The following is a 19,706-nucleotide window of genomic DNA, read 5'->3' on the forward strand; positions in this document are numbered from 1 at the left end:
TCATCAGAATGTCATTGGCGCGCCATTGTATCGGGCAATCCGGCGTCAATCAGCGCGTTTCGGGCAGAAAACTGCCATTTCCGCTATACTGCCGCCTCATTCCGGCAACCAGTTATCCCACGAAATGGCATCCAGACCCGACACCGACGACTACCTCTCGCTGTTCCTTAACGACGTCCCGCTGATGGATGTACGAGCCCCGGTGGAGTTTACCAGGGGCAGCTTCCCAGAGGCACAGAATGCGCCGCTCATGAATGACGAGGAGCGTCACCGTGTGGGCATCTGTTACAAGGAAAAGGGCCAGGACAAGGCGATTGAACTGGGCCACCAACTGGTGTCGGGCGACATCAAGGCCCAGCGCATCGAGGCCTGGAAGCGCTTTATTGCACAGCATCCCGATGGCTACCTGTTCTGCTTCCGGGGCGGCCTGCGCTCACGACTGACCCAACAGTGGATACGGGATGCCGGCATTGACTACCCGCTGGTAAAGGGTGGATACAAGGCCCTTCGGCGTTTTCTCATCGACAGTTTGGAAGAGCAGATCGAGAGCAGCGAATTCCGCATCCTCAGCGGCAGAACGGGAACCGGCAAAACCCGGGTCCTGAAAAAGCTCCCCAACCCGGTAGACCTCGAAGGCCTCGCCAATCATCGGGGTTCGAGCTTCGGCCGACGGGTATCTCCCCAACCGTCACAAATCGATTTTGAAAACCGTCTCGCCGTCGCCATGCTCAAATCAGCAAACCTGAAAGGTGGCCCCGTCTACCTGGAGGATGAGAGCCGCCTGGTAGGGCGCTGCTGCCTTCCGGAAAGGCTGCGGGAACGGATGGCGGAAGCCCCCCTGATGGTGCTTGAACAGCCGCTCGCGGAACGAATCCGCATTATCCGTCAGGATTATGTGGAGGAGATGGTTCGGGACTATCAGGCGCGGGATGGTGAAGAGGCCGGCTGGCTCAATTTCCGCGATTACCTGCTCAGTGCCCTGGATCGCATCCAGAAGCGGCTTGGCGGTGAGCGCCACAAGCAACTGAGAGCCCTGATGGAACAGGCGCTGGAGCAACAGGAAAAGCAAGGCAATGTGGAGGGCCATCACGCCTGGATTCGGGCTCTGCTTGAGGACTACTACGACCCCATGTACGACTATCAGCTGAGCCGTAAACAAGGCACCATTCTGGTGCAGGGCGGTCCTGGCACCATTATTGATTGGGCCAACAGACCTGTTGCAAACAGGTAAGCAGCGTCCGGGCTATACCACTGACACAATTGTCTGCTATATAAAGTGGCAGAATGATCCAAGCGCCTCATAGAAGTCGTACCGCCCTATCCCCACGAAAATACTAATGAACAAGGAGTCCCTTATGGAAAACCTGTTTGGAGAGAATGGAAATGCCTCCGAGCTGATAGACCAGGCAATCGCTCTGGTTATGACCTACGCCCCAAAAGTCGTGCTAGCCATCATCACCCTGGTCGTGGGCCTATGGCTGATCAATCGGTTTATTGCCGTATTGGACAAGAAGCTGAGCGCCAAGGACCCCACTCTCAATAAGTTCCTGTGTGGGCTTATCGGCGCTATCCTGAAGATCCTGCTGCTGATCTCAGTTGCCTCAATGGTGGGCATTGCCACGACGTCCTTTGTCGCCCTGGTCGGTGCTGCAGGCTTGGCGGTTGGCCTGGCGCTGCAAGGCAGCCTGGCCAACTTCGCCGGTGGTGTGCTGATTCTTATTTTTAAGCCGTTCAAGGTTGGCGACACAATTGAGGCCCAGGGCTACCTGGGTGCCGTCGATGAGATCAGCATCCTCTACACCATCGTCAACACCTTTGATAACCGTCGAATCGTTATTCCCAATGGCAGCCTGTCAAACGCCACGCTGGTTAATGTGAGCATTTACGACAAACGTCGATGCGACATGACGTTTGGCATTGGCTATGGCGACGATATCGACAAAGCCAAATCCATTCTCAAACGCCTTATGGAAGAGGACGAGCGCTCGCTGCAGGATCCTGCCCCACGCATTTGTGTGGCTGGCCTCGGGGAAAGTTCGGTTGATCTGATGTTCCGGGTGTGGGTAGCAACCGACAACCTGTGGCCGTATTACTGGGATATGCAGGAGAAGGTCAAGAAAGCATTTGATGCCGAAGGCATCAGCATCCCTTTCCCACAACGCGACGTGCATATGATCAAAGACGAATAAGCGACGGAACCGTTTCTCATTGATACAAGCTGTTACTCGCAAACTGAGCATCCTCAACTAAGATAGGCAATTAAGGAGGGGCACAAATCGCCCCTCCTGCCCGCGGGAGCCCGGCATACAACAATGAACGGCTCCGAAATGCTGTCATTGCTGGTAGGAGGTTGTCGCTATGCCGGTACAGCAGTTGAAGGAATTTCTCGATCAGGCAGGTGTCGAGTACATGTGTCTGACCCACCCCCCGGCCTACACGGCTCAGGAACTGGCTCACCACGTTAAAATCGCAGGCGACCGTGTCGTCAAAACCGTCATTATCGAACTCGACGGCAAGATGGCCATGCTGGTGATGCCCGCCACCTGGCGCGTCCGCTGGGACCGGCTCTCCAACATTCTGGACACCGATTTCGTGGATCTTGCCGACGAACAGGAATTCCAGTCCCGTTTCCCCGACTGCGAGGTCGGCGCCATGCCCCCCTTCGGTGGCCTTTTCGACATGTCTGTTTTCTGTGCCGAAGCATTGACGGAACAGCCTGAGATTGCCTTTGCCGCCGGCAGTCACACGGAATCGGTACACATGAAAATGGCGGATTTCCTCGAACTGGTCCAGCCCATGGTTCTTAACCAGGGCTTTAACAAACCGGGGGCCCAGAAACCGGCCTGGCTTATGAAGAACCGCCAACGGCCGGAACATTCAGGCCGACAAAGAGCCTCGGGAATGGCGGGTTACTAGGGACTTTCGCTGCGGCTTGATCCGGGTCGCTTGTCTGATGGCTGCCATCGCGTAAACTGTTGGCATCAGACAGGAACCCGATATGACGCAAGCATTCGATATTGTAGTTGTCGGCGCCGGCATGGTCGGCGCTGCCCTCGCAACCGGGCTGGGCCGCGACGGTTTCAAGATCGCCGTCGTTGACCGTGCCCCAGCTCCGGACAGTGCGCTCCCCTCCGCCCCCGACATCCGCGTCTCTGCCCTGAGCGCTGGCAGCGAACGCTACCTCCGGAGCCTTGGCGCCTGGGCCCCCATTATCGCCATGAGAGCCACCCCCTATCGGCGGCTCGCCGTATGGGACGGCACTGAACATCCCCTCAGCGGCCTGATTCCCAGAGGCATGACCCGGGTGGAATTCGATGCAGGCGAGCTTGCTGCCCTGCATCTCGGCCATATCGTTGAAAACTCGGTCACCCAGCGAGCCCTGTGGCAATGCGCCGAAGCCGAACAGAACGTGACGACGGTCAGTGGCCACGGGATCTCAGCGCTTAACCAGACGGCCGATCAGGCAACGCTGACCCTGGATGACGGCAGGGAGTTGCACGCCAGGCTGGTGATTGGTGCGGATGGTGCCATGTCCCGAACCCGGGATCTCGCCGGCATCGGCGTGTCACGGGACCAGTATGGTCAGCAGGCCATGGTGATTTCCGTTCGCTATCAGGGCCCGGTTCAGGACATTACCTGGCAGGGTTTTCAGCCATCCGGTCCAAGGGCGTTCCTGCCCCTGCACAGCGCCGCTCCCGATCACCCCGGTGAAAGTTGGGGATCGTTGGTGTGGTATGACTCACCAGAGCAGCTGGAGCGGCTCAAGGCCCTCCCTGCCCCGGAACTGATGGCAGAGATCCAGACCGCGTTCCCCACAGAGCTTCCCCCGCTCACCCATATCGACGCCGTCGCCAGCTTTCCAATCGCCCGCCAGCACGCCAAACACTACTATGCCGGTCGCGTCGTGCTGGCCGGAGACGCTGCTCACACCATCAACCCGCTGGCCGGACAGGGCGTTAACCTTGGTTTCCAGGATGCCCAGTGTCTGCAAGCCATACTCAGGGAAGCGAAGAGAGCCGGAGAAGACATCGGCTCCTCATCGCGTTTGGGCGAATACGAGCGTCGGCGTCGCCCCGCCAACCGCCGGATGATGCTGACCATGGATCTGTTTTACTATCTGTTCAGCAATCGGGTGCCACCCGCGCACCTGGTGCGAAACATCGGTTTGGGGGCTGCCCGGGCCCTGCCCTTTGCCCGCAACCGGGTCGCCCGCTATGCCATGGGTCTGGATTCGGAATTGCCGGCCTTAGTGCAACACATGATGACTCGACTGCCCGGACTTAACCGTCTTTAACCCACAAGGAGCGAACATGTCAGAAACGATTTTCACCAAGATCATCAACCGGGAGATTCCCGCAGAGATTCTCTACGAGGACGACATCAGTCTGGCGTTCAGTGACATCAATCCTCAGGCACCGGTGCACTTCCTGGTGATCCCCAAGAAAGCCATTGCCACCATCAATGATATTGCCGAGGAAGACCGGGAACTGGTGGGCCACCTGTACCTTGTGGCTGCAAAAATTGCGAAGGAAAAAGGGTTTTCAGACGACGGTTACCGGGTCGTCATGAACTGTGGCGAGAATTCAGGTCAGACGGTGTTTCACATCCACCTCCATGTTCTGGCAGGAAAGCCGCTGGGCTGGCCGCCCTATACGGACAAGATGAAACAGGCCTGATCGACGCAAAAGAAAAAGGGGGCCCAGAGGCCCCCTTCTGATATTGATCGGGATTACCCCCCAACCACTTTCTCGGCATCTTCCATGCTGGCGTGGCGAATATCCTCACCCTTTTCCATGAAAATGACGTTCTCTGCGATGTTGCAGGCGTGATCACCTACCCGTTCCAGTGACCGAAGCACCCACATCACGTTCATACAACGAGAGATATTGCGGGTGTCTTCCATCATGAAAGTCAGCAGCGTGCGCGCTGCGGCCTGGTACTCCTCATCAACGCGTTTGTCTTCTTTCTTGACCCGAAGGGCCTGCTCAGAGTCCAGACGCGCAAAGGCATCCAACGCATCATGGAGCATGGTCAGCACATGTGTACCAATGTGACGGACTTCGACATAGCCCCGAGGAGCCTGCCCCTCTTCCGACAACTGAATCGCCAGCTTGGCAATTTTCTTGGCCTCATCACCGACCCGCTCAAGGTCAGAAACCATTTTGATCACGGAGACAATCAGACGCAGGTCCCGCGCCGCCGGCTGACGCCGGGCAATGATCAGGGTCGCTTCCTCATCAAGCTCGACCTCCATCTGGTCGACCTTCTTGTCATTCGCTCGAATCTCGTCCGCGAGGTGACCGTCACCGTCGATCAGGGCCTGGATCGACTCTCCCAGCTGAGTCTCAACCATTCCACCCATTTTCAGGAACTGGGCCTTCAGTTCCATCAATTCATCGTTGAATGCGTGGGACGTGTGATCCCCGTAAACATCGTCCTTCTTTGTAGGCATAGTGTGCTTCTCCAGAGTTCCTCGGGCCCGCGCTTAACCGAAGCGGCCAGTGATGTAGGATTCGGTCATTTCATGCTCCGGTGAGGTGAACACCTTATTGGTATCGTTCACTTCCACCAGGTGCCCCAGATGGAAATACGCCGTGCGGTGCGATACACGGGCAGCCTGCTGCATGGAATGAGTCACGATCACAATGGTGTAGCTCTCTGACAATTCTGCGATCAGCTCTTCCACCTTGGCCGTGGCAATGGGATCCAGTGCCGAGCAGGGCTCGTCCATCAACACCACTTCCGGGCTGACGGCAATGGCCCGGGCGATACAAAGCCGCTGCTGCTGGCCACCGGACATACCCGTCGCCGTGGCATCAAGGCGATCCTTCACCTCGTCCCAGAGGCCTGCCTTACGCAGACTGTTCTCCACAATCTCATCAAGGTCGGACTTGCGATTGGCAAGCCCATGGATCCGGGGACCATAAGCAACATTGTCATAAATGGACTTCGGGAACGGGTTCGGCTTCTGGAATACCATGCCGACACGAGCCCTCAGCTCCACAACATCCCGCTTGGAGTTGTAGATATCATCCCCGTCAAGCTCGAGCGATCCCTTCACGCTACAGATATCGATACTGTCGTTCATCCGATTCAGGCAGCGTAAAAACGTTGACTTACCGCAGCCTGAAGGGCCAATGAAGGCAATCACTTCATTCTTGGCAATGTCGAGACTGATCTTCTTGATTGCCCGGGATTCTCCGTAGAACACCTCCACATCCCGAAGCCGGAATTTGGGGTCATCGACGTAGGGAACACCCACCGTTTTGCCTTCTTCCAACTCCGCCTGTTCAGGGCGCGGGTCTTCCACCGGTTGTGTTTTCTGCTCTTGCTCTTCCACAGCGACATCTCTGGTTGCAGTCGTGTTCATAGTATTCATATAGACTCCTTACCACCGGCGCTCAAGACGCTTGCGCAGCCAGATGGCCATGGCGTTCATGGTAATCATAAAGGTCAGCAGGATCATGATGCCGGCGGATGCCAGCTCCACAAAGCCCTGTTCTGCACTGCTGGCCCAAAGGTAAATCTGGACGGGAAGAACCGTAGCGGAACTGAAAAAGCCGTCCGGAATTTCGACAATGAAGGCCACCATACCGATCAACAGCAACGGTGCGGTTTCACCCAGCGCCTGTGCCATACCGATGATGGAACCGGTCATCATGCCTGGCATGGCCAGAGGCACCACATGGTGCAGAACCACCTGCATCTTGGAAGCACCCATGCCCTCAGCTGCTTCGCGAATTGACGGGGGAACACTCTTGATGGCGGCACGGCTGGAAATGATGATGGTCGGCAACGTCATCAGCGCCAGCACCAGGCCACCCACCACGGGGACCGAGCGAGGCATACCGAACAGGCCAATAAACACTGCCAGACCCAACAGACCAAAGATAATCGACGGCACCGCTGCCAGGTTGTTGATGTTGACCTCGATGAAGTCTGTGAGCTTGTTCTGGGGCGCAAACTCCTCCAGATAGACTGCGGCGGCCACCCCCACCGGGAAAGCAATCGCAATGGTCACAACCATAGTGAACAGAGAGCCGACAATGGCGCCGAGAACACCCGCGTTGGACGGTTCACGGGAATCGCCCCGGCTGAAAAAGACATCGTTGAAAGCCGTTTCAACAACGCCTTTTTCTACCAACTCATCCACCCAGCGCTGTTGCTGCTCGGATAACCGGATGCTGTAGGCGTCACTGCCCGCATGCTTGACGTAAACCGATACCGTGTCGTGTACGAGGAACGTCATCGTCTGCGTCGTACCCAGCAACTCCGGTTGCTCGGTCAGCAGATTGCGCACCCGGTTGCCGGCATAACTCCCCACCAGCCGCTTGAGCTCCCTTACATCCTTACGCCCGGTTGCTTCCGGAAAATATTCCTGTAGCGCCGAAATAATCGGCGCCTGGAAATCCGCCATCGACAGCTGATCCTTGTCCCTGGCATCTTCCAGGTACATCGCTTCACCATCCAGGCTCACATCCAGGGTGATGGTCGTTTTGATGAAGCCCGTATAGCCCTTACCCACGATGTCCGTGAACAGAATCAGCAATGACAGCAGTGCGACCGCGATCGCAGCCATACCGTACAGCCGGAAACGGCGTTCCTTGCGGTAACGCACCTTGAGTGACTCGCGGACAATCTCCGCTTGTGAACGTTGATCAGTCATACTGTTCCCTATACTTGCGAACGATCTTCAGGGCCACGATGTTGAGGGCAAGTGTGACGATAAAGAGCATCATGCCCAGGGCGAAGGCCGAGAGTGTTTTCGCACTGTCGAACTCCTGGTCACCGGTCAGCAACGTCACAATCTGTACCGTGACGGTTGTAACCGAGCTCAGCGGATTGGCAGTGAGATTTGCCGCCAGGCCCGCCGCCATGACCACGATCATGGTTTCACCAATAGCGCGCGAGGCTGCGAGCAGGATACCGCCCATAATACCCGGCAGGGCTGCAGGGAAAATCACATTCTTCATGGTCTCGGACTGGGTCGCCCCAAGCGCCAGGGAACCATCCCTCAGGGTTTGCGGAACTGCATTGATCACATCATCAGAGAGCGAGGAGACGAATGGAATGATCATTACGCCCATTACCAGCCCTGCCGCCAGCGCGCTTTGTGCGGAGGCTTCCAGGCCGATGATGTCCGCCAGGTCACTGATGAATGGCGCCACGGTCAGGGCCGCGAAAAAGCCATAAACGACGGTCGGAACACCCGCCAGCATTTCCAGCAAGGGTTTGAGAATGGCCCTCCCACGCTTGGATGCGTATTCCGAGAGGTACACGGCAGACATCAGGCCAACCGGTACCGAGACCACCAATGCGATGAAAGAAATCAGCAATGTGCCGGTAAACAGGGGAATAACCCCGAAAGCGCCTTCCGAGCCTACCTGATCAGCACGCAAAGCTGTCTGTGGACTCCATGTCGTTCCGAACAGGAACTCGGTAATCGGTACCTTGCCAAAAAAGCGAACAGTCTCGAAAATCACCGAAAACACAATGCCGACGGTTGTCAGGATCGCGACACCCGCGCAGATGAAGAAAATCCAGCGCAAGGTCCGCTCAACGTTTTCCCGGGCATTGATGTGAGGCTGCACCCGCGACCAGGCAAACCCGCCGCCAAGCACCGCGATCAGAATGACCAGCATGGTCTTGAAGTTACTGCTGCGATCCCTGAGGTTTTCGAGTAGATCCGCGGCTCCAACCACCGGTTTCGGGACAAAGTTCGGATCCAGCTTTCCCGCCGCGACGTTGCTGATTTGAGACAGCACCAGGCTGGCCTCTCCTTCAGACTTGGGCGCAACATCCGCTGGCAGGGAGGAAACCACCACATTCTGGATAACCTTGCCTTCGAAGGCCGTCCAGGCACCAAGCAGAATCAACGCCGGGATAGCACACCACAGTGCGGCTCGGGCAGCGTAATAAAACGGCAACGCCTTGAGGTTGCGAATACCACCAAATGGTTCAGCCACGGTGCGTGACCTCATAAAGGCCAGCATGTAAGCAACCACGGCGATCACAAGAACCAGGGGAAGCAGGTTGGCCGTATGCATAGAGTTCTCTGTTTCGTGTGAATGTCGAGTTCTAGAACCATTCAGCCCTGTCGGCTGAACGGGCCTGCGTATTGAGCCACTTGAGCCCATCCAGACGCAACAAAAGAACGCGAACCTTCGGGCTCGCGTTCTTTTCTATCATCCCTGATAACCTTCTTTATTAATACTTCTGACCAGTCAGCCTTACAGCTCAGCAGCTGTCAGCGGGGTCAGGTTCTTGACGCGCTTGACCACTTCCATGCGAGTTTTGCGCGGGTTCGGGATCAGGCCTACATCAACCAGGTAGCCGTTGTCACCCCAAGCGCCTTCGCTGGTGAACTCGGCAACATACTCCTGGATACCAGGAACAACACCAACGTGAGCGTTCTTGATGTAGAAGTACAGGGAACGCGCTACCGGGTAGGCTTCGTCAGCAATGGTTTCCGGAGTCGGACCAACACCGTTGATGGTCGCAGCCTGGATCTTGCCGGAGTTTTCCATCAGGAAGCTGTAGCCAAAGATACCAAATGCGTGGTCATCCTGCTCCAGACGCTGAACGATCAGGTTGTCATTCTCACCAGCTTCAACGAAAGGACCGTCTTCACGCATGCTGTGGCAGATGGACTTGTACTTGGACTTGTCCTGCTTCTTGATCGCCTTGATCCAGTCATACTTCTTGCAACCACCTTCCATTGCGATTTCAACGAAGGCGTCACGGGTACCAGAGGTCGGAGGCGGACCCATAACGAAAATCTCTTCGTTCGGCAGGCTGGAATCGATATCGCTCCACTTCTCGTACGGGTTGGCAACCAGTTTCTCGCCACCCTTCGGATCAGGAACTTCCTTGGCCAGGGCCAGGAAAATCTGCTTCAGGGACAGATCCACGGCAGGGCCGTTCTTGGAGTTGGCAATCACGATACCGTCAGAACCAATCTTCACTTCGGTGATGTCTTCAACGCCGTTGCTGGCACACAGCTCAACTTCGCTCTTCTTGATACGACGAGAGGCGTTGGTGATGTCAGGATGCTGGGTACCGATGCCAGCACAGAACAGCTTCAGACCGCCGCCAGAACCGGTGGACTCGAGCTTCGGAGTCGGGAAGTCGGTGTTACGGCCAAAACGCTCGGCAACCACGGTAGCAAACGGGTATACAGTGGAAGAACCCACGATGTTAATGGTATCACGAGCCATGGCCGGTGCGGACACCGCTGCAATGCTGCCAGCCAGGGCAACAGAGGCAACAACTGATTTAAGCTTCATCACGTCAAGTCTCCATTTATTTGGTTTGGACGTTGTCTTGATCTCGGATCTGCTTTACCGATGAGGGCAGACTAATGGCTCTGTGTGACAGCTTTGTTACAACCACTGAAATAATAGTCACGTTTGCAGAAAACTGCTTGCAGCATGGCCTCAGGCCATTAACATGCGTGGATAAAACAATTCCAGGCTCAAAAAGGCAGAATCCATGACAGCACTTGATGACGACAAACCCGCCCCACGCGGCGAATTGACCATCCAGGTTATCCCCCTCCCTTCTGACACCAACGCAAACGGCGACGTATTCGCGGGCTGGCTGGTCAAGCAGATGGATATGGCCGCGGCCACCATGGCAGGACGCATTTCCCAGGGTCGAAATGCCACCGTTGCCATGGATCGCATGGAATTCCTGTCTCCGCTGCGGGTGGGTTCCCAGGTCGGGTGTTACTGCGAGCTGGTGGACATCGGTCGCAGCTCAATGAAAATCAAGGTAGAGGTCTGGACGCTGGACCGAACCGCCAAGCACCCGCGGAAAGTAACCGAAGGACTGTTTGTGTACGTGGCCATTGATGAGCACGGCCGCATTCGCGAGGTTCCCGAACAGAATCGCTGATTGCCCTTCCCCCGGATCAGCCAGCTCGTCTCAGGGACCACAGACCAAGCACTGGTCCGGGCACCAGAAGCAGGACAACCCAGACACCAAACTGGCCCCACAGGCCACTGGTCAACCAAATCGCCGGCAAGGTCAGTCCAAACCCAACCGCGTTCATCACCGCCAGCGATGACCCAACCGACTCCCTGGGCGCCGCGGCGGACGCCAGCGCAGAAAACTGCGGCGAATCGGTCACCACGGCCACACCCCAGACCAGCAGCAAGAGCACCAGCAGAGCCGGCGACCATCCGCTCAGTAACGGGTAGACCAGGCACATGGTCCCTGAAACCCTGAGCGCCCACCCGGCGACCCACTCGCTGCCCCTGCCACGACTCAGCCATCCACCGACAAAGCAGCCAATGCCACCAATACCAATGATGGCAAACGAGAACCAGGGGATCAGGGTTTCCCCCCCTTCCATACGGGCCAGTTCTCGACCCACCAAAAGCGGCACCAGAGTCCAAAACGCGTATAGCTCCCACATGTGCCCGAAGTACCCCCCTGCGACCGCCCGGAACCGGGAAACACGTAATGCGGCCAAGCCCTGCTGCAGGGGAATCGCCCCCCGGCTTGTCGGCAGATGCGGACCATCACCCAGAAGGTAGATCAGGCCGCCCCCCAGCAACGCCAGCAAAGAGGCTCCCCAGAGCGGCCACTCCCAGGGCATCCCGGGTGTTGCGCCCCGCATGAGATGTGGCAACGCCGTTCCCAGGGTCAGCATACCAACCAGCCAGGCCAGCGCTGAGCCGGCATATTTTGGCGTCCAGGCAATCACCATTTTCATACCCAGGGGATAGATACCAGCGAGACATAGGCCGGTTATGAACCGGAACAGAAAAGCAGATGCCGGGTCATTGGCGACCAGAACGAAAACTCCGTTGGACAGAGCCCCGACAAGACTGGCCACCGCAAAAATCCGGCTGGCCCCAAAGCGATCCGCCAGTCCGGTGACCGCCAGTGTCAGCGTCCCGGAAATAAAGCCTGCCTGAACCGCCAGCGTCAGACGACCAAGATCCACCTCCGTCAGCCCCAGCTCATGGGACAGCGACAACCAGACGCCATTGATACTGAACCAGAGCGAGGTCCCGAACAGTTGCGCCAGCACGATCACCAATAACGGATTTCGCCTGAGAAAGGTGTTCATGATTGTTCTTCTTTTTCCGAGGGCATGACATCACTCTATATTCTGTGTGCCGGTAAAACCCATGCTACTTTGGTGCTTTCACCAGGTTTGGGAGTGCTTCATGCAGGCGCAGGATGCCTCTCGGGCAACATGACCGAGAGAAGGGAAGCCGTCGCCACCAGCAAGGTAGATATCCACAGGCAGGCTTCCAACCCGTATACCTGATAGATCCAGCCGGAAAGCACCGTTCCCAGCAGCCGACCTGCCGCGTTGGACATGTAGTAGAAGCCCACGTCCAGTGACACACCATCGCCCCTGGCGTAGCTGACAATCAGATAGCTGTGCAGGGAGGAGTTGATCGCAAACAGAACCCCAAACAGCAATAGCCCGCCGACAACCACGAAATGCGGCGATCCGCCGGCGGCCAATCCGACAGCAATGGCGGCAGGTACCAGAGCAAGAGAGACAGCCCACAGCACGACCGCCTGTTTGCCTTCACGGTGACCGGTCAGACGTGGCGCAACAGTCTGCACAAAGCCATAACCAACGACCCAGATCGCCAGGAAGCCTCCGACTTTCCAGAAATCCCAGCCAAATACCGTGTGTAAATAGACCGGCAACGCCACCACGAACCAAACGTCCCGGGCTCCAAACAGAAACAGGCGAGCGGCGGACAACACGTTGATGGCCCGGCTTTGGGAGAACATATCGGTGAACTTGGGCTTGGCCTTGCTCTTCCCCAGCTCCTGCCTGAGCAGGAACAGGCTGGCCAGCCAGACCAACCCAAGAGCCACGGCCATGGCTATGACTGCCCCCTTGAATTCCAGGGTCATCAACAAAACGCCACCGAGGAAAAAGCCCACACCTTTAAGCGTGTTCTTGGAGCCGGTCAGGATCGCGACCCATTTGTAGAGCCTCCCCTGCTGCTCATTCGGCACCAGTAGCTTGATGCCACTCTTCGCCGACATCTTGTTCAGGTCCTTGGCGATGCCAGACAATGCCTGGGCTGCCATCACCCAGGGCACCGTGAGCATGGCGGCCGGCACCGCAAGCATCCCCAGCGCCACAATCTGGAGAAACAGTCCCAGATTCATGGTCCGGTTCAGCCCCATGCGGGCACCCAGATACCCGCCCACCAAATTGGTCACCACCCCGAAAAACTCGTAGAAGATAAACAACAACGCGATTTCCAGCGGCGAGTAGCCCAGCTGGTGGAAATGCAGCACTACCAGCATACGCAGGGCGCCATCCGTCAGGGTAAAGGCCCAGTAATTGCCGGTGATCACAAGGTACTGACGGATGGCGGATGTCATATCAGGCGAGACCCACCCTGAGCGCAAGCTCTGCTGTCCGGTTGGCATAGCCCCACTCGTTGTCGTACCAGGCATAGATTTTCACCTGGGTACCATTGATCACGAGCGTCGACAGGGCATCGACAATGGACGACCGGGGGTCCGTCTTGTAATCAATTGACACCAGGGGGCGCTCCTCGTAGCCCAGAATACCGCTCAACTCGCCCTCTGCGGCCTCTTTCAGCATTCGGTTCACCGCTTCCCGGTCCGTCGGCTGCTCCACTTCAAACACGCAGTCGGTCAGCGAAGCATTGGTCAGTGGCACCCGCACGGCATGGCCATCGAGGCGGCCTTTCAGCTCCGGGAAAATCTCGATGATTGCGGTTGCCGAACCGGTCGAGGTTGGTATCAGCGAACTGCCACACGACCTCGCCCGACGCAGGTCCTTGTGGGGGGCATCGATGATGGTCTGGGTATTGGTCAGACTGTGGATCGTAGTGATGGAGCCATGCCTGATACCCAGGTTCTCATGAATAACCTTCACAACCGGTGCGAGGCAGTTGGTGGTGCAGGAGGCGGCGGTCACAATCCGGTCAGTGGCCGGATCGAAAATGCCCTCATTCACACCGAGCACGATGTTCTTGGCGCCCGCTTCCTTCACTGGGGCAGTCACCACAACCCGCTTCACGCCCTGATCCAGGTACGCCTGAAGGACATCCACTTTCCGGTTCACACCACTGGCTTCGATCACCAGATCGCAAGCGGACCAGTCCGTCTCTGCAATGGAGCGGTTATGGGTCACCCGGATACGCTGGTCACCAATAGCGATTTCCTGGCCATGGGCGACCGCTTCATGGTCCCAGGTGCCATGCACACTGTCGAAATTCAGCAGGTGCGCGAGTGTGCCGGAGTCCGCGCCGGGATCATTGATGGCAACGAACTCCATTTCTGGCCAGCCCCAGGCCGCTCTCAGTGCCAGGCGACCAATACGACCAAACCCGTTGATTCCTACTTTGATCTTTTTCATGACGTTCTCCCGTCAAACCTGTTCCTTGAATTAAACGCGCCGGACATTACGAGCATGGGACACCGGAAAGCTCGTTCATCAGTCGTAACCGCTGCACCGGAATCTCAATAAGGTGACGACTGTTGTCCGCGGCCGCCTGAACAATCTGCTCAACCCAGGACGGTAGCTCCGGACGGAGCGAGTAATAGATCCACTGCCCCCGACGTTCGGAATGCACCAACCCTGCTCCTCTGAGTGTAGCCAGCTGCCGGCTCACTTTCGGTTGCGGCACATCGAAAGCCTCGGTCAACTCGCACACGCACAAAGGGCCGTTATCAAGGATCAACAACAGCGCGCCAAGCCGGAAGTCATCCCCCAATGCCTTGAGTACTTTGACCGCGTCCTGATCAGCCGGTTTCGATCCGACACTTTTTGCCTGATTCATCACAAGGGTTCCACTGACTGTACCGCTCGACATATTCGATTTTTCGAATATGCCTTTATACTGCATACTAGTCAGCCCCGAACATCACGTAAAGGACAAGGCAACCAGATGACCACCGCCAACCTTCCGAACGTCAACCCAGATCTGTTCAACGCTCAATCTGAGACTGGAAACACCCATGGGATTCTTTGAACGTTATCTGTCGGTATGGGTGGCACTGGCCATCGTCGCAGGCGTGGCACTTGGCCAGTGGGCACCTGCAATACCGGAAACCCTCTCCCGCTTTGAATACGCCCAGGTTTCCATCCCCATCGCCATCCTGATCTGGGCGATGATTTTCCCGATGATGGCTCAGATCGACTTCAGTGCCGTGGTTGGTGTCCGGAAAGAGCCGAAGGGACTGGCCATTACCACCATCGTCAACTGGCTGATCAAGCCCTTCACCATGTTTGCCATTGCCTGGTTCTTCCTGATGGTGGTGTTCGAACCGTGGATATCCCGGGAGCTTGCCAGCGAGTACCTGGCCGGCGCGATCCTGCTCGGTGCGGCGCCCTGTACCGCCATGGTGTTTGTCTGGAGCTACCTGACCCGCGGCGATGCGGCCTACACCCTGGTTCAGGTCTCCCTGAATGACATCATCATGCTCTTCGCCTTCGCGCCGATTGTGGTCTTCCTGCTCGGCATTTCCGATATCCGGGTGCCCTGGGACACAGTGATTCTCTCCGTGGTTCTCTACATTGTGATTCCGCTAACCGCCGGCTATCTCACTCGCCGCATCCTGATTGCCCGCCACAACACGCAATGGTACGACGAGGTGTTCATGAAGCGGCTGGCCCCGGTCACACCCGCTGCATTGATCGTGACGCTGGTGCTGCTCTTCGCGTTTCAGGGTGAGGTCATCCTGAACAACCCGCTGCACATCGCCCTGATTGCCGTGCCGCTAATCGTACAAACGGTATTTATTTTCCTGTTGGCCTACGGCTGGGCCCGACTCTGGAAAGTCCGGCACTGCATCGCAGCCCCAGGTGCCATGATCGGCGCAAGCAACTTCTTTGAACTCGCCGTTGCCGCTGCGATCGCCCTGTTTGGCCTGCAGTCGGGCGCAGCACTGGCCACCGTGGTGGGCGTACTGGTAGAGGTGCCGTTGATGCTGGCGCTGGTCAGAATTGCCAACCGCACCCGGGATCATTTCCCTCAATAGCGCTTCAAGCCCTCCCTCAATTTTGGGGAGGGCTACCGCCCTGTAACTGTTCAGCCCTGCGGCACCCTGCTAATATCCGACCCGGTTTTCTGAGCCGATACGCCAACCCACGGAATCGAATGGACTGATCATGGATCTATTCCAGGCCCTTTTTCTTGGCCTTCTTCAAGGACTGACCGAATTCCTTCCCATTTCCAGCTCCGCACACCTGATCCTGACGCCGGCGTTTTTCGGCTGGACCGATCAGGGTGTCGGTTTTGACCTCTCCGTGCATGTAGGCACCCTGCTCGCCGTGGTGTTGTACTTCCGCCGGGACGTGTTCGGGATCGCAAAAGACGGCCTGGTTTCCATGGCCCAGCGCAAGATCGTCGGCCAGGGCGCCTTGGCCTGGTACCTGGTAATCGGCACCATCCCCGCAGGCCTTGCGGGGCTAGCGTTGATTGACATGATCGACAACGAACTCCGTGGTGCCGGGGTTATCTTCGTCACCACGCTGGTGTTCGGCATCCTCCTTGGTATTGCCGACTGGCTGCCAAGACGCGAACGCGCGCTCGATTCCCTGAACTGGAAAGACGCCCTGCTGGTGGGTATCGCTCAGGCCTTTGCCTTGGTACCCGGCACCTCCCGCTCCGGCGTCACCATCACCGCGGGCCTGTTCCTGGGCATGAGTCGCCAAACCGCTTCCCGGTTTTCTTTCCTGCTGGCGATTCCGATTATTGTGCTGGCGTCCGGGGTGAAGCTTCTGGAAGTAGCCTCGTCCGATGTCATTGTCGATTGGAATGGGTTTCTGATTGGCGGGATAACGTCGTTCGTAATGGCGATTACAGCGATCCACTTCTTCCTGAAGTGGCTGAACACCGTTGGCATGTGGCCCTATGTTATTTACCGGATCGTTCTGGCGGCTGTGATATATGCTGTTTTGATGTGATTGCCTGCGGGCTTGGTGCTAGAGGGGCCTGTTGGCTTTGGTGGTTTGGCCGGATTGGCTGGGGTGAGTTAAAAAACGCTCCTTCGGCACGTCCTTGTGACGCTTGGGCTCCGCCATCCATGGCTCCGCACATTTTTAACTCACCCCAGCCAATCCAGCCTTCTATCAATCGAATGACCTGACAGCACCTGCCCATGAAGCTCCTGGACAACCACGCCACATCCGAAGATTGAGATAACGGGGAAAATCTCACGGAAGGCACGCAAGGCGTCCGAAGTACAGGTTTTGTCGGGTCGTCCAAAACTGTGCGGAGCCATGGATGGCGTAGCTCAAGCGCCACATGGATGTGCCGCCAGGAGCGGGTTTTGGACGGCCCGACAAAACCTGTACCAACGCCCGAACCTGCGAAAAACACCCAACATCAGCAAGCTTCTAACGGAGCGTAAGCCAACACCAGCCACTTGGGCCCATCATCAAAGTTCACCTGAACCCGGGTATGATGCCCCGAACCTTCGCAGTTCATCACGATGCCCTCCCCGAACTTGGGATGGCGAACCCGCTGCCCAAGGCTGAAACCAGCCTGCTGGGCCGAATCCTGGCTGAACATGCTTTCATTGGGACGCTCCACCATCGCCGGACGGGTCACGGTGTTCCGCAGCCTTACTTCCTGGACGCAGTCCGCCGGGATTTCCCGAACGAAGCGGGACAGGGCGTTAAATTTCTCCTGCCCGTACAAACGGCGGGATTCGGCGTAAGTAAGCACCAGCTTTTTCATGGCCCTTGTAATGCCGACGTAGGCCAACCGGCGCTCCTCTTCCATGCGCCCCGGCTCTTCCAGGGACATGCCGTGCGGGAACAAGCCCTCTTCCACCCCGGCCAGGAAAACCATCGGAAATTCCAGCCCCTTGGCCGAGTGCAGGGTCATGAGCTGAACGCTGTCTTCATGGGCTTCGGCCTGGGACTCACCAGCATCGAGCGCCGCTTGGGCAATGAATTCGGAAAGCGGATCGACGCCGTCCTCCACTTCGAAGTCCGACAATGCGTTCACCAGCTCTTCCAGGTTCTCGACCCGGGCCTGGCCTTTCTCACCTTTTTCGCTGGCGTGGTAGTCCTTCAAACCACTCATCTCGATGGTCTGTTTCATCAGGCCATGCAGTGAGGAATCATCCACCAGTTCCGACAGACTCTCGATCATGCCAATGAAAGACTGAAGCCCGGTCTTCGCCCGACCCTTAACCTGGCCGGCTTCCAGCAGCCGCTCCGCGGATTCCCACAGGGAAATACTCTGTGCGGTGGCGTACTCCCGCAGTTCGCCCAGGCTCTTGGCGCCAATGCCGCGAGTGGGCACATTAACCACCCGCTCGAAGGCCGCATCATCCCGGCGATAGTGCACCAACCGCAGGTAAGCCAGTGCGTTACGGATTTCCTGGCGGTCGTAGAAGCGCAGGCCACCATAAACGCGATAAGGAATGCCCTGGCGCATCAGGGCCTCTTCCAGCACCCGGGACTGGGCGTTGGAACGATAGAGGATCGCCGTTTCACTGCGCAGATTGCCTTCCTGCACCCAGGCGGAGATGCTGTCTGCGATGTAGTTGGCTTCGTCCTGCTCGTTGAAGGCCGCGTAAAGGCTGATCGGCTCGCCCTCGGGACCGTCCGTCCAGAGCTGTTTTCCCAAACGCCCCTGATTGTTGGCGATGACCGCGTTGGCGGCTTTCAGGATGGTCTGTGTGGAACGGTAGTTCTGCTCAAGGCGCACCAGTCGGGCGTTGGGAAAATCCCGCTGGTACTGCTGGATGTTCTCGATTTTGGCGCCGCGCCAGCCGTAGATGGACTGATCGTCATCGCCAACCACGGTCAGCGGCACCCGGTTGGACGCCAGCACCTGCAACCAGGCGTACTGGATGGTATTGGTGTCCTGGAACTCGTCCACCAGGATGTGCTGGAAACGTTTCTGGTAGTGGGCCAACAGTTCGGGGCGGTGCAACCAGAGTTCGTGGGAGCGCAACAACAGCTCACCAAAATCCACCAGCCCGCCCTGCTGACAGAGCTGCTCATACTGCCGGTAGATCTTCAGCATGGTTGATGTGAAGTGGTCTCCAGGGTTGTCCTGGATATGATCCGCCCGCAAACCTTCGTCTTTCTGGCTGTTGATAAACCACTGGGCCTGCTTTGGCGGCCAGCGGCTCTCGTCGATCTGATTCTCCCGCATCACCCGCTTGATCAGGCGAAGCTGGTCGTCGCTGTCCAGCACCTGAAAGTTCTCTGGCAATCCCGCGTCTTGCCAGTGGGATCTCAGCAATCGATGCGCGATCCCGTGAAAGGTCCCGAACCAGAGTCCCCGTGCCGGAATCTGCATCATCTGCTCGATCCGGTAACGCATCTCCTTGGCGGCCTTGTTGGTAAAGGTCACCGCCAGGATCCCGGTCGGCGGCACCCGATCCACCGTCATCAACCATGCAATTCGATGCACCAACACCCGGGTTTTACCACTGCCGGCACCGGCCAGTACCAAGAGGTGATCGTTCTGTGCCGTTACAGCCTCACGCTGGGCATCGTTAAGGGGATCGATGATGTGGGAGACGTCCATAGGGATATAATTCGCTACTGGCTAAATAAACAGGGTTAGGAGTATAACAGGACTTGGGAGGGGTTGTCGGGGGGTGGATAACTCTCAAGTTCCGGAGTTAACGCACAGGGGAGGTGATGCTGTTCAGGACACGCTACGAGCACATCCGTGTGCACTTGGGTGTGGCCTTCCCTGGCCACACCCAGTCCT

At 57.4% G+C, this 19,706-nt stretch carries 18 protein-coding genes; 8 read left to right on the forward strand and 10 right to left on the reverse strand.

Going from position 1 to position 19,706, the window contains the following annotated elements; translation table 11 throughout:
- Positions 1-124 precede the first annotated feature (124 nt).
- From mnmH to D777_RS13210, 5 genes are all read left to right on the forward strand, one after another.
- Positions 125-1,231, forward strand: a complete 1,107-nt coding sequence (gene mnmH, locus D777_RS13190) for a tRNA 2-selenouridine(34) synthase MnmH (RefSeq protein WP_036132893.1) — start codon at positions 125-127, stop codon at positions 1,229-1,231.
- Between the two features lie 124 nt (positions 1,232-1,355).
- A complete protein-coding gene (locus D777_RS13195; RefSeq protein ID WP_036132894.1) occupies positions 1,356-2,189 on the forward strand; it encodes a mechanosensitive ion channel family protein in 834 nt (277 codons plus the stop codon).
- Positions 2,190-2,358: 169 nt separating this feature from the next.
- Complete coding sequence (locus D777_RS13200) at positions 2,359-2,916, forward strand: aminoacyl-tRNA deacylase (protein ID WP_036132896.1); 558 nt, start codon at positions 2,359-2,361, stop codon at positions 2,914-2,916.
- A gap of 82 nt (positions 2,917-2,998) precedes the next feature.
- Positions 2,999-4,294, forward strand: coding sequence for an FAD-dependent monooxygenase (locus tag D777_RS13205; RefSeq protein WP_036132898.1), 1,296 nt, complete (start codon positions 2,999-3,001; stop codon positions 4,292-4,294).
- Positions 4,295-4,310: 16 nt separating this feature from the next.
- Positions 4,311-4,676 carry a histidine triad nucleotide-binding protein gene (locus tag D777_RS13210; protein ID WP_036132900.1) on the forward strand — a complete coding sequence of 122 codons (366 nt, stop codon included), beginning with the start codon at positions 4,311-4,313 and terminating at the stop codon, positions 4,674-4,676.
- Positions 4,677-4,729: 53 nt separating this feature from the next.
- On the opposite strand, the gene phoU is transcribed toward D777_RS13210, so the two are convergent.
- The 5 genes from phoU to D777_RS13235 form a co-directional block, all read right to left on the reverse strand.
- Positions 4,730-5,452, reverse strand: a complete 723-nt coding sequence (gene phoU / locus D777_RS13215; protein WP_036132902.1) for a phosphate signaling complex protein PhoU — start codon at positions 5,450-5,452, stop codon at positions 4,730-4,732.
- Between the two features lie 33 nt (positions 5,453-5,485).
- Complete coding sequence (gene pstB / locus D777_RS13220; RefSeq protein WP_036132904.1) at positions 5,486-6,379, reverse strand: phosphate ABC transporter ATP-binding protein PstB; 894 nt, start codon at positions 6,377-6,379, stop codon at positions 5,486-5,488.
- 9 nt (positions 6,380-6,388) lie between these two features.
- A complete protein-coding gene (gene pstA, locus D777_RS13225) occupies positions 6,389-7,666 on the reverse strand; it encodes a phosphate ABC transporter permease PstA (RefSeq protein ID WP_036132906.1) in 1,278 nt (425 codons plus the stop codon).
- Positions 7,659-9,047: a phosphate ABC transporter permease subunit PstC gene (pstC, locus tag D777_RS13230; protein WP_036132908.1), complete on the reverse strand. Its 1,389-nt coding sequence runs from the start codon at positions 9,045-9,047 to the stop codon at positions 7,659-7,661. Before pstC ends, pstA begins: the two co-directional genes overlap by 8 nt.
- 183 nt (positions 9,048-9,230) lie before the next feature.
- On the reverse strand, positions 9,231-10,286 hold the full coding sequence (locus D777_RS13235) for a substrate-binding domain-containing protein (RefSeq protein WP_150112646.1): 1,056 nt from the start codon (positions 10,284-10,286) through the stop codon (positions 9,231-9,233).
- A 205-nt stretch (positions 10,287-10,491) separates the two neighbouring features.
- Here D777_RS13235 and D777_RS13240 point away from each other — a divergent pair, with 205 nt between their 5' ends.
- A complete protein-coding gene (locus tag D777_RS13240; protein WP_036132913.1) occupies positions 10,492-10,896 on the forward strand; it encodes an acyl-CoA thioesterase in 405 nt (134 codons plus the stop codon).
- Between the two features lie 16 nt (positions 10,897-10,912).
- Here the strand turns inward: D777_RS13240 and D777_RS13245 are convergent, their stop codons facing one another.
- From D777_RS13245 to D777_RS13260, 4 genes are all read right to left on the reverse strand, one after another.
- Positions 10,913-12,079, reverse strand: coding sequence for an MFS transporter (locus D777_RS13245; protein ID WP_036132917.1), 1,167 nt, complete (start codon positions 12,077-12,079; stop codon positions 10,913-10,915).
- 98 nt (positions 12,080-12,177) lie between these two features.
- Positions 12,178-13,371 carry an organoarsenical effux MFS transporter ArsJ gene (arsJ, locus tag D777_RS13250; RefSeq protein ID WP_036132922.1) on the reverse strand — a complete coding sequence of 398 codons (1,194 nt, stop codon included), beginning with the start codon at positions 13,369-13,371 and terminating at the stop codon, positions 12,178-12,180.
- A gap of 1 nt (position 13,372) precedes the next feature.
- A complete protein-coding gene (locus tag D777_RS13255; RefSeq protein ID WP_036132924.1) occupies positions 13,373-14,377 on the reverse strand; it encodes an ArsJ-associated glyceraldehyde-3-phosphate dehydrogenase in 1,005 nt (334 codons plus the stop codon).
- Between the two features lie 46 nt (positions 14,378-14,423).
- Entirely contained in the window at positions 14,424-14,801 is a 378-nt protein-coding gene (locus D777_RS13260) for an ArsR/SmtB family transcription factor (RefSeq protein ID WP_051669115.1), read from the reverse strand.
- Positions 14,802-14,979: 178 nt separating this feature from the next.
- Here D777_RS13260 and arsB point away from each other — a divergent pair, with 178 nt between their 5' ends.
- Complete coding sequence (gene arsB / locus D777_RS13265; RefSeq protein WP_051669093.1) at positions 14,980-16,002, forward strand: ACR3 family arsenite efflux transporter; 1,023 nt, start codon at positions 14,980-14,982, stop codon at positions 16,000-16,002.
- Between the two features lie 130 nt (positions 16,003-16,132).
- A complete protein-coding gene (locus tag D777_RS13270) occupies positions 16,133-16,930 on the forward strand; it encodes an undecaprenyl-diphosphate phosphatase (protein WP_036132929.1) in 798 nt (265 codons plus the stop codon).
- 421 nt (positions 16,931-17,351) lie between these two features.
- On the opposite strand, the gene uvrD is transcribed toward D777_RS13270, so the two are convergent.
- Complete coding sequence (gene uvrD, locus D777_RS13275) at positions 17,352-19,517, reverse strand: DNA helicase II (RefSeq protein WP_036132935.1); 2,166 nt, start codon at positions 19,515-19,517, stop codon at positions 17,352-17,354.
- Positions 19,518-19,706: the final 189 nt, after the last annotated feature.

It is taken from the genome of Marinobacter nitratireducens (genome assembly GCF_000708045.1).
GTDB classification, from domain to species: Bacteria; Pseudomonadota; Gammaproteobacteria; order Pseudomonadales; family Oleiphilaceae; genus Marinobacter; species Marinobacter nitratireducens.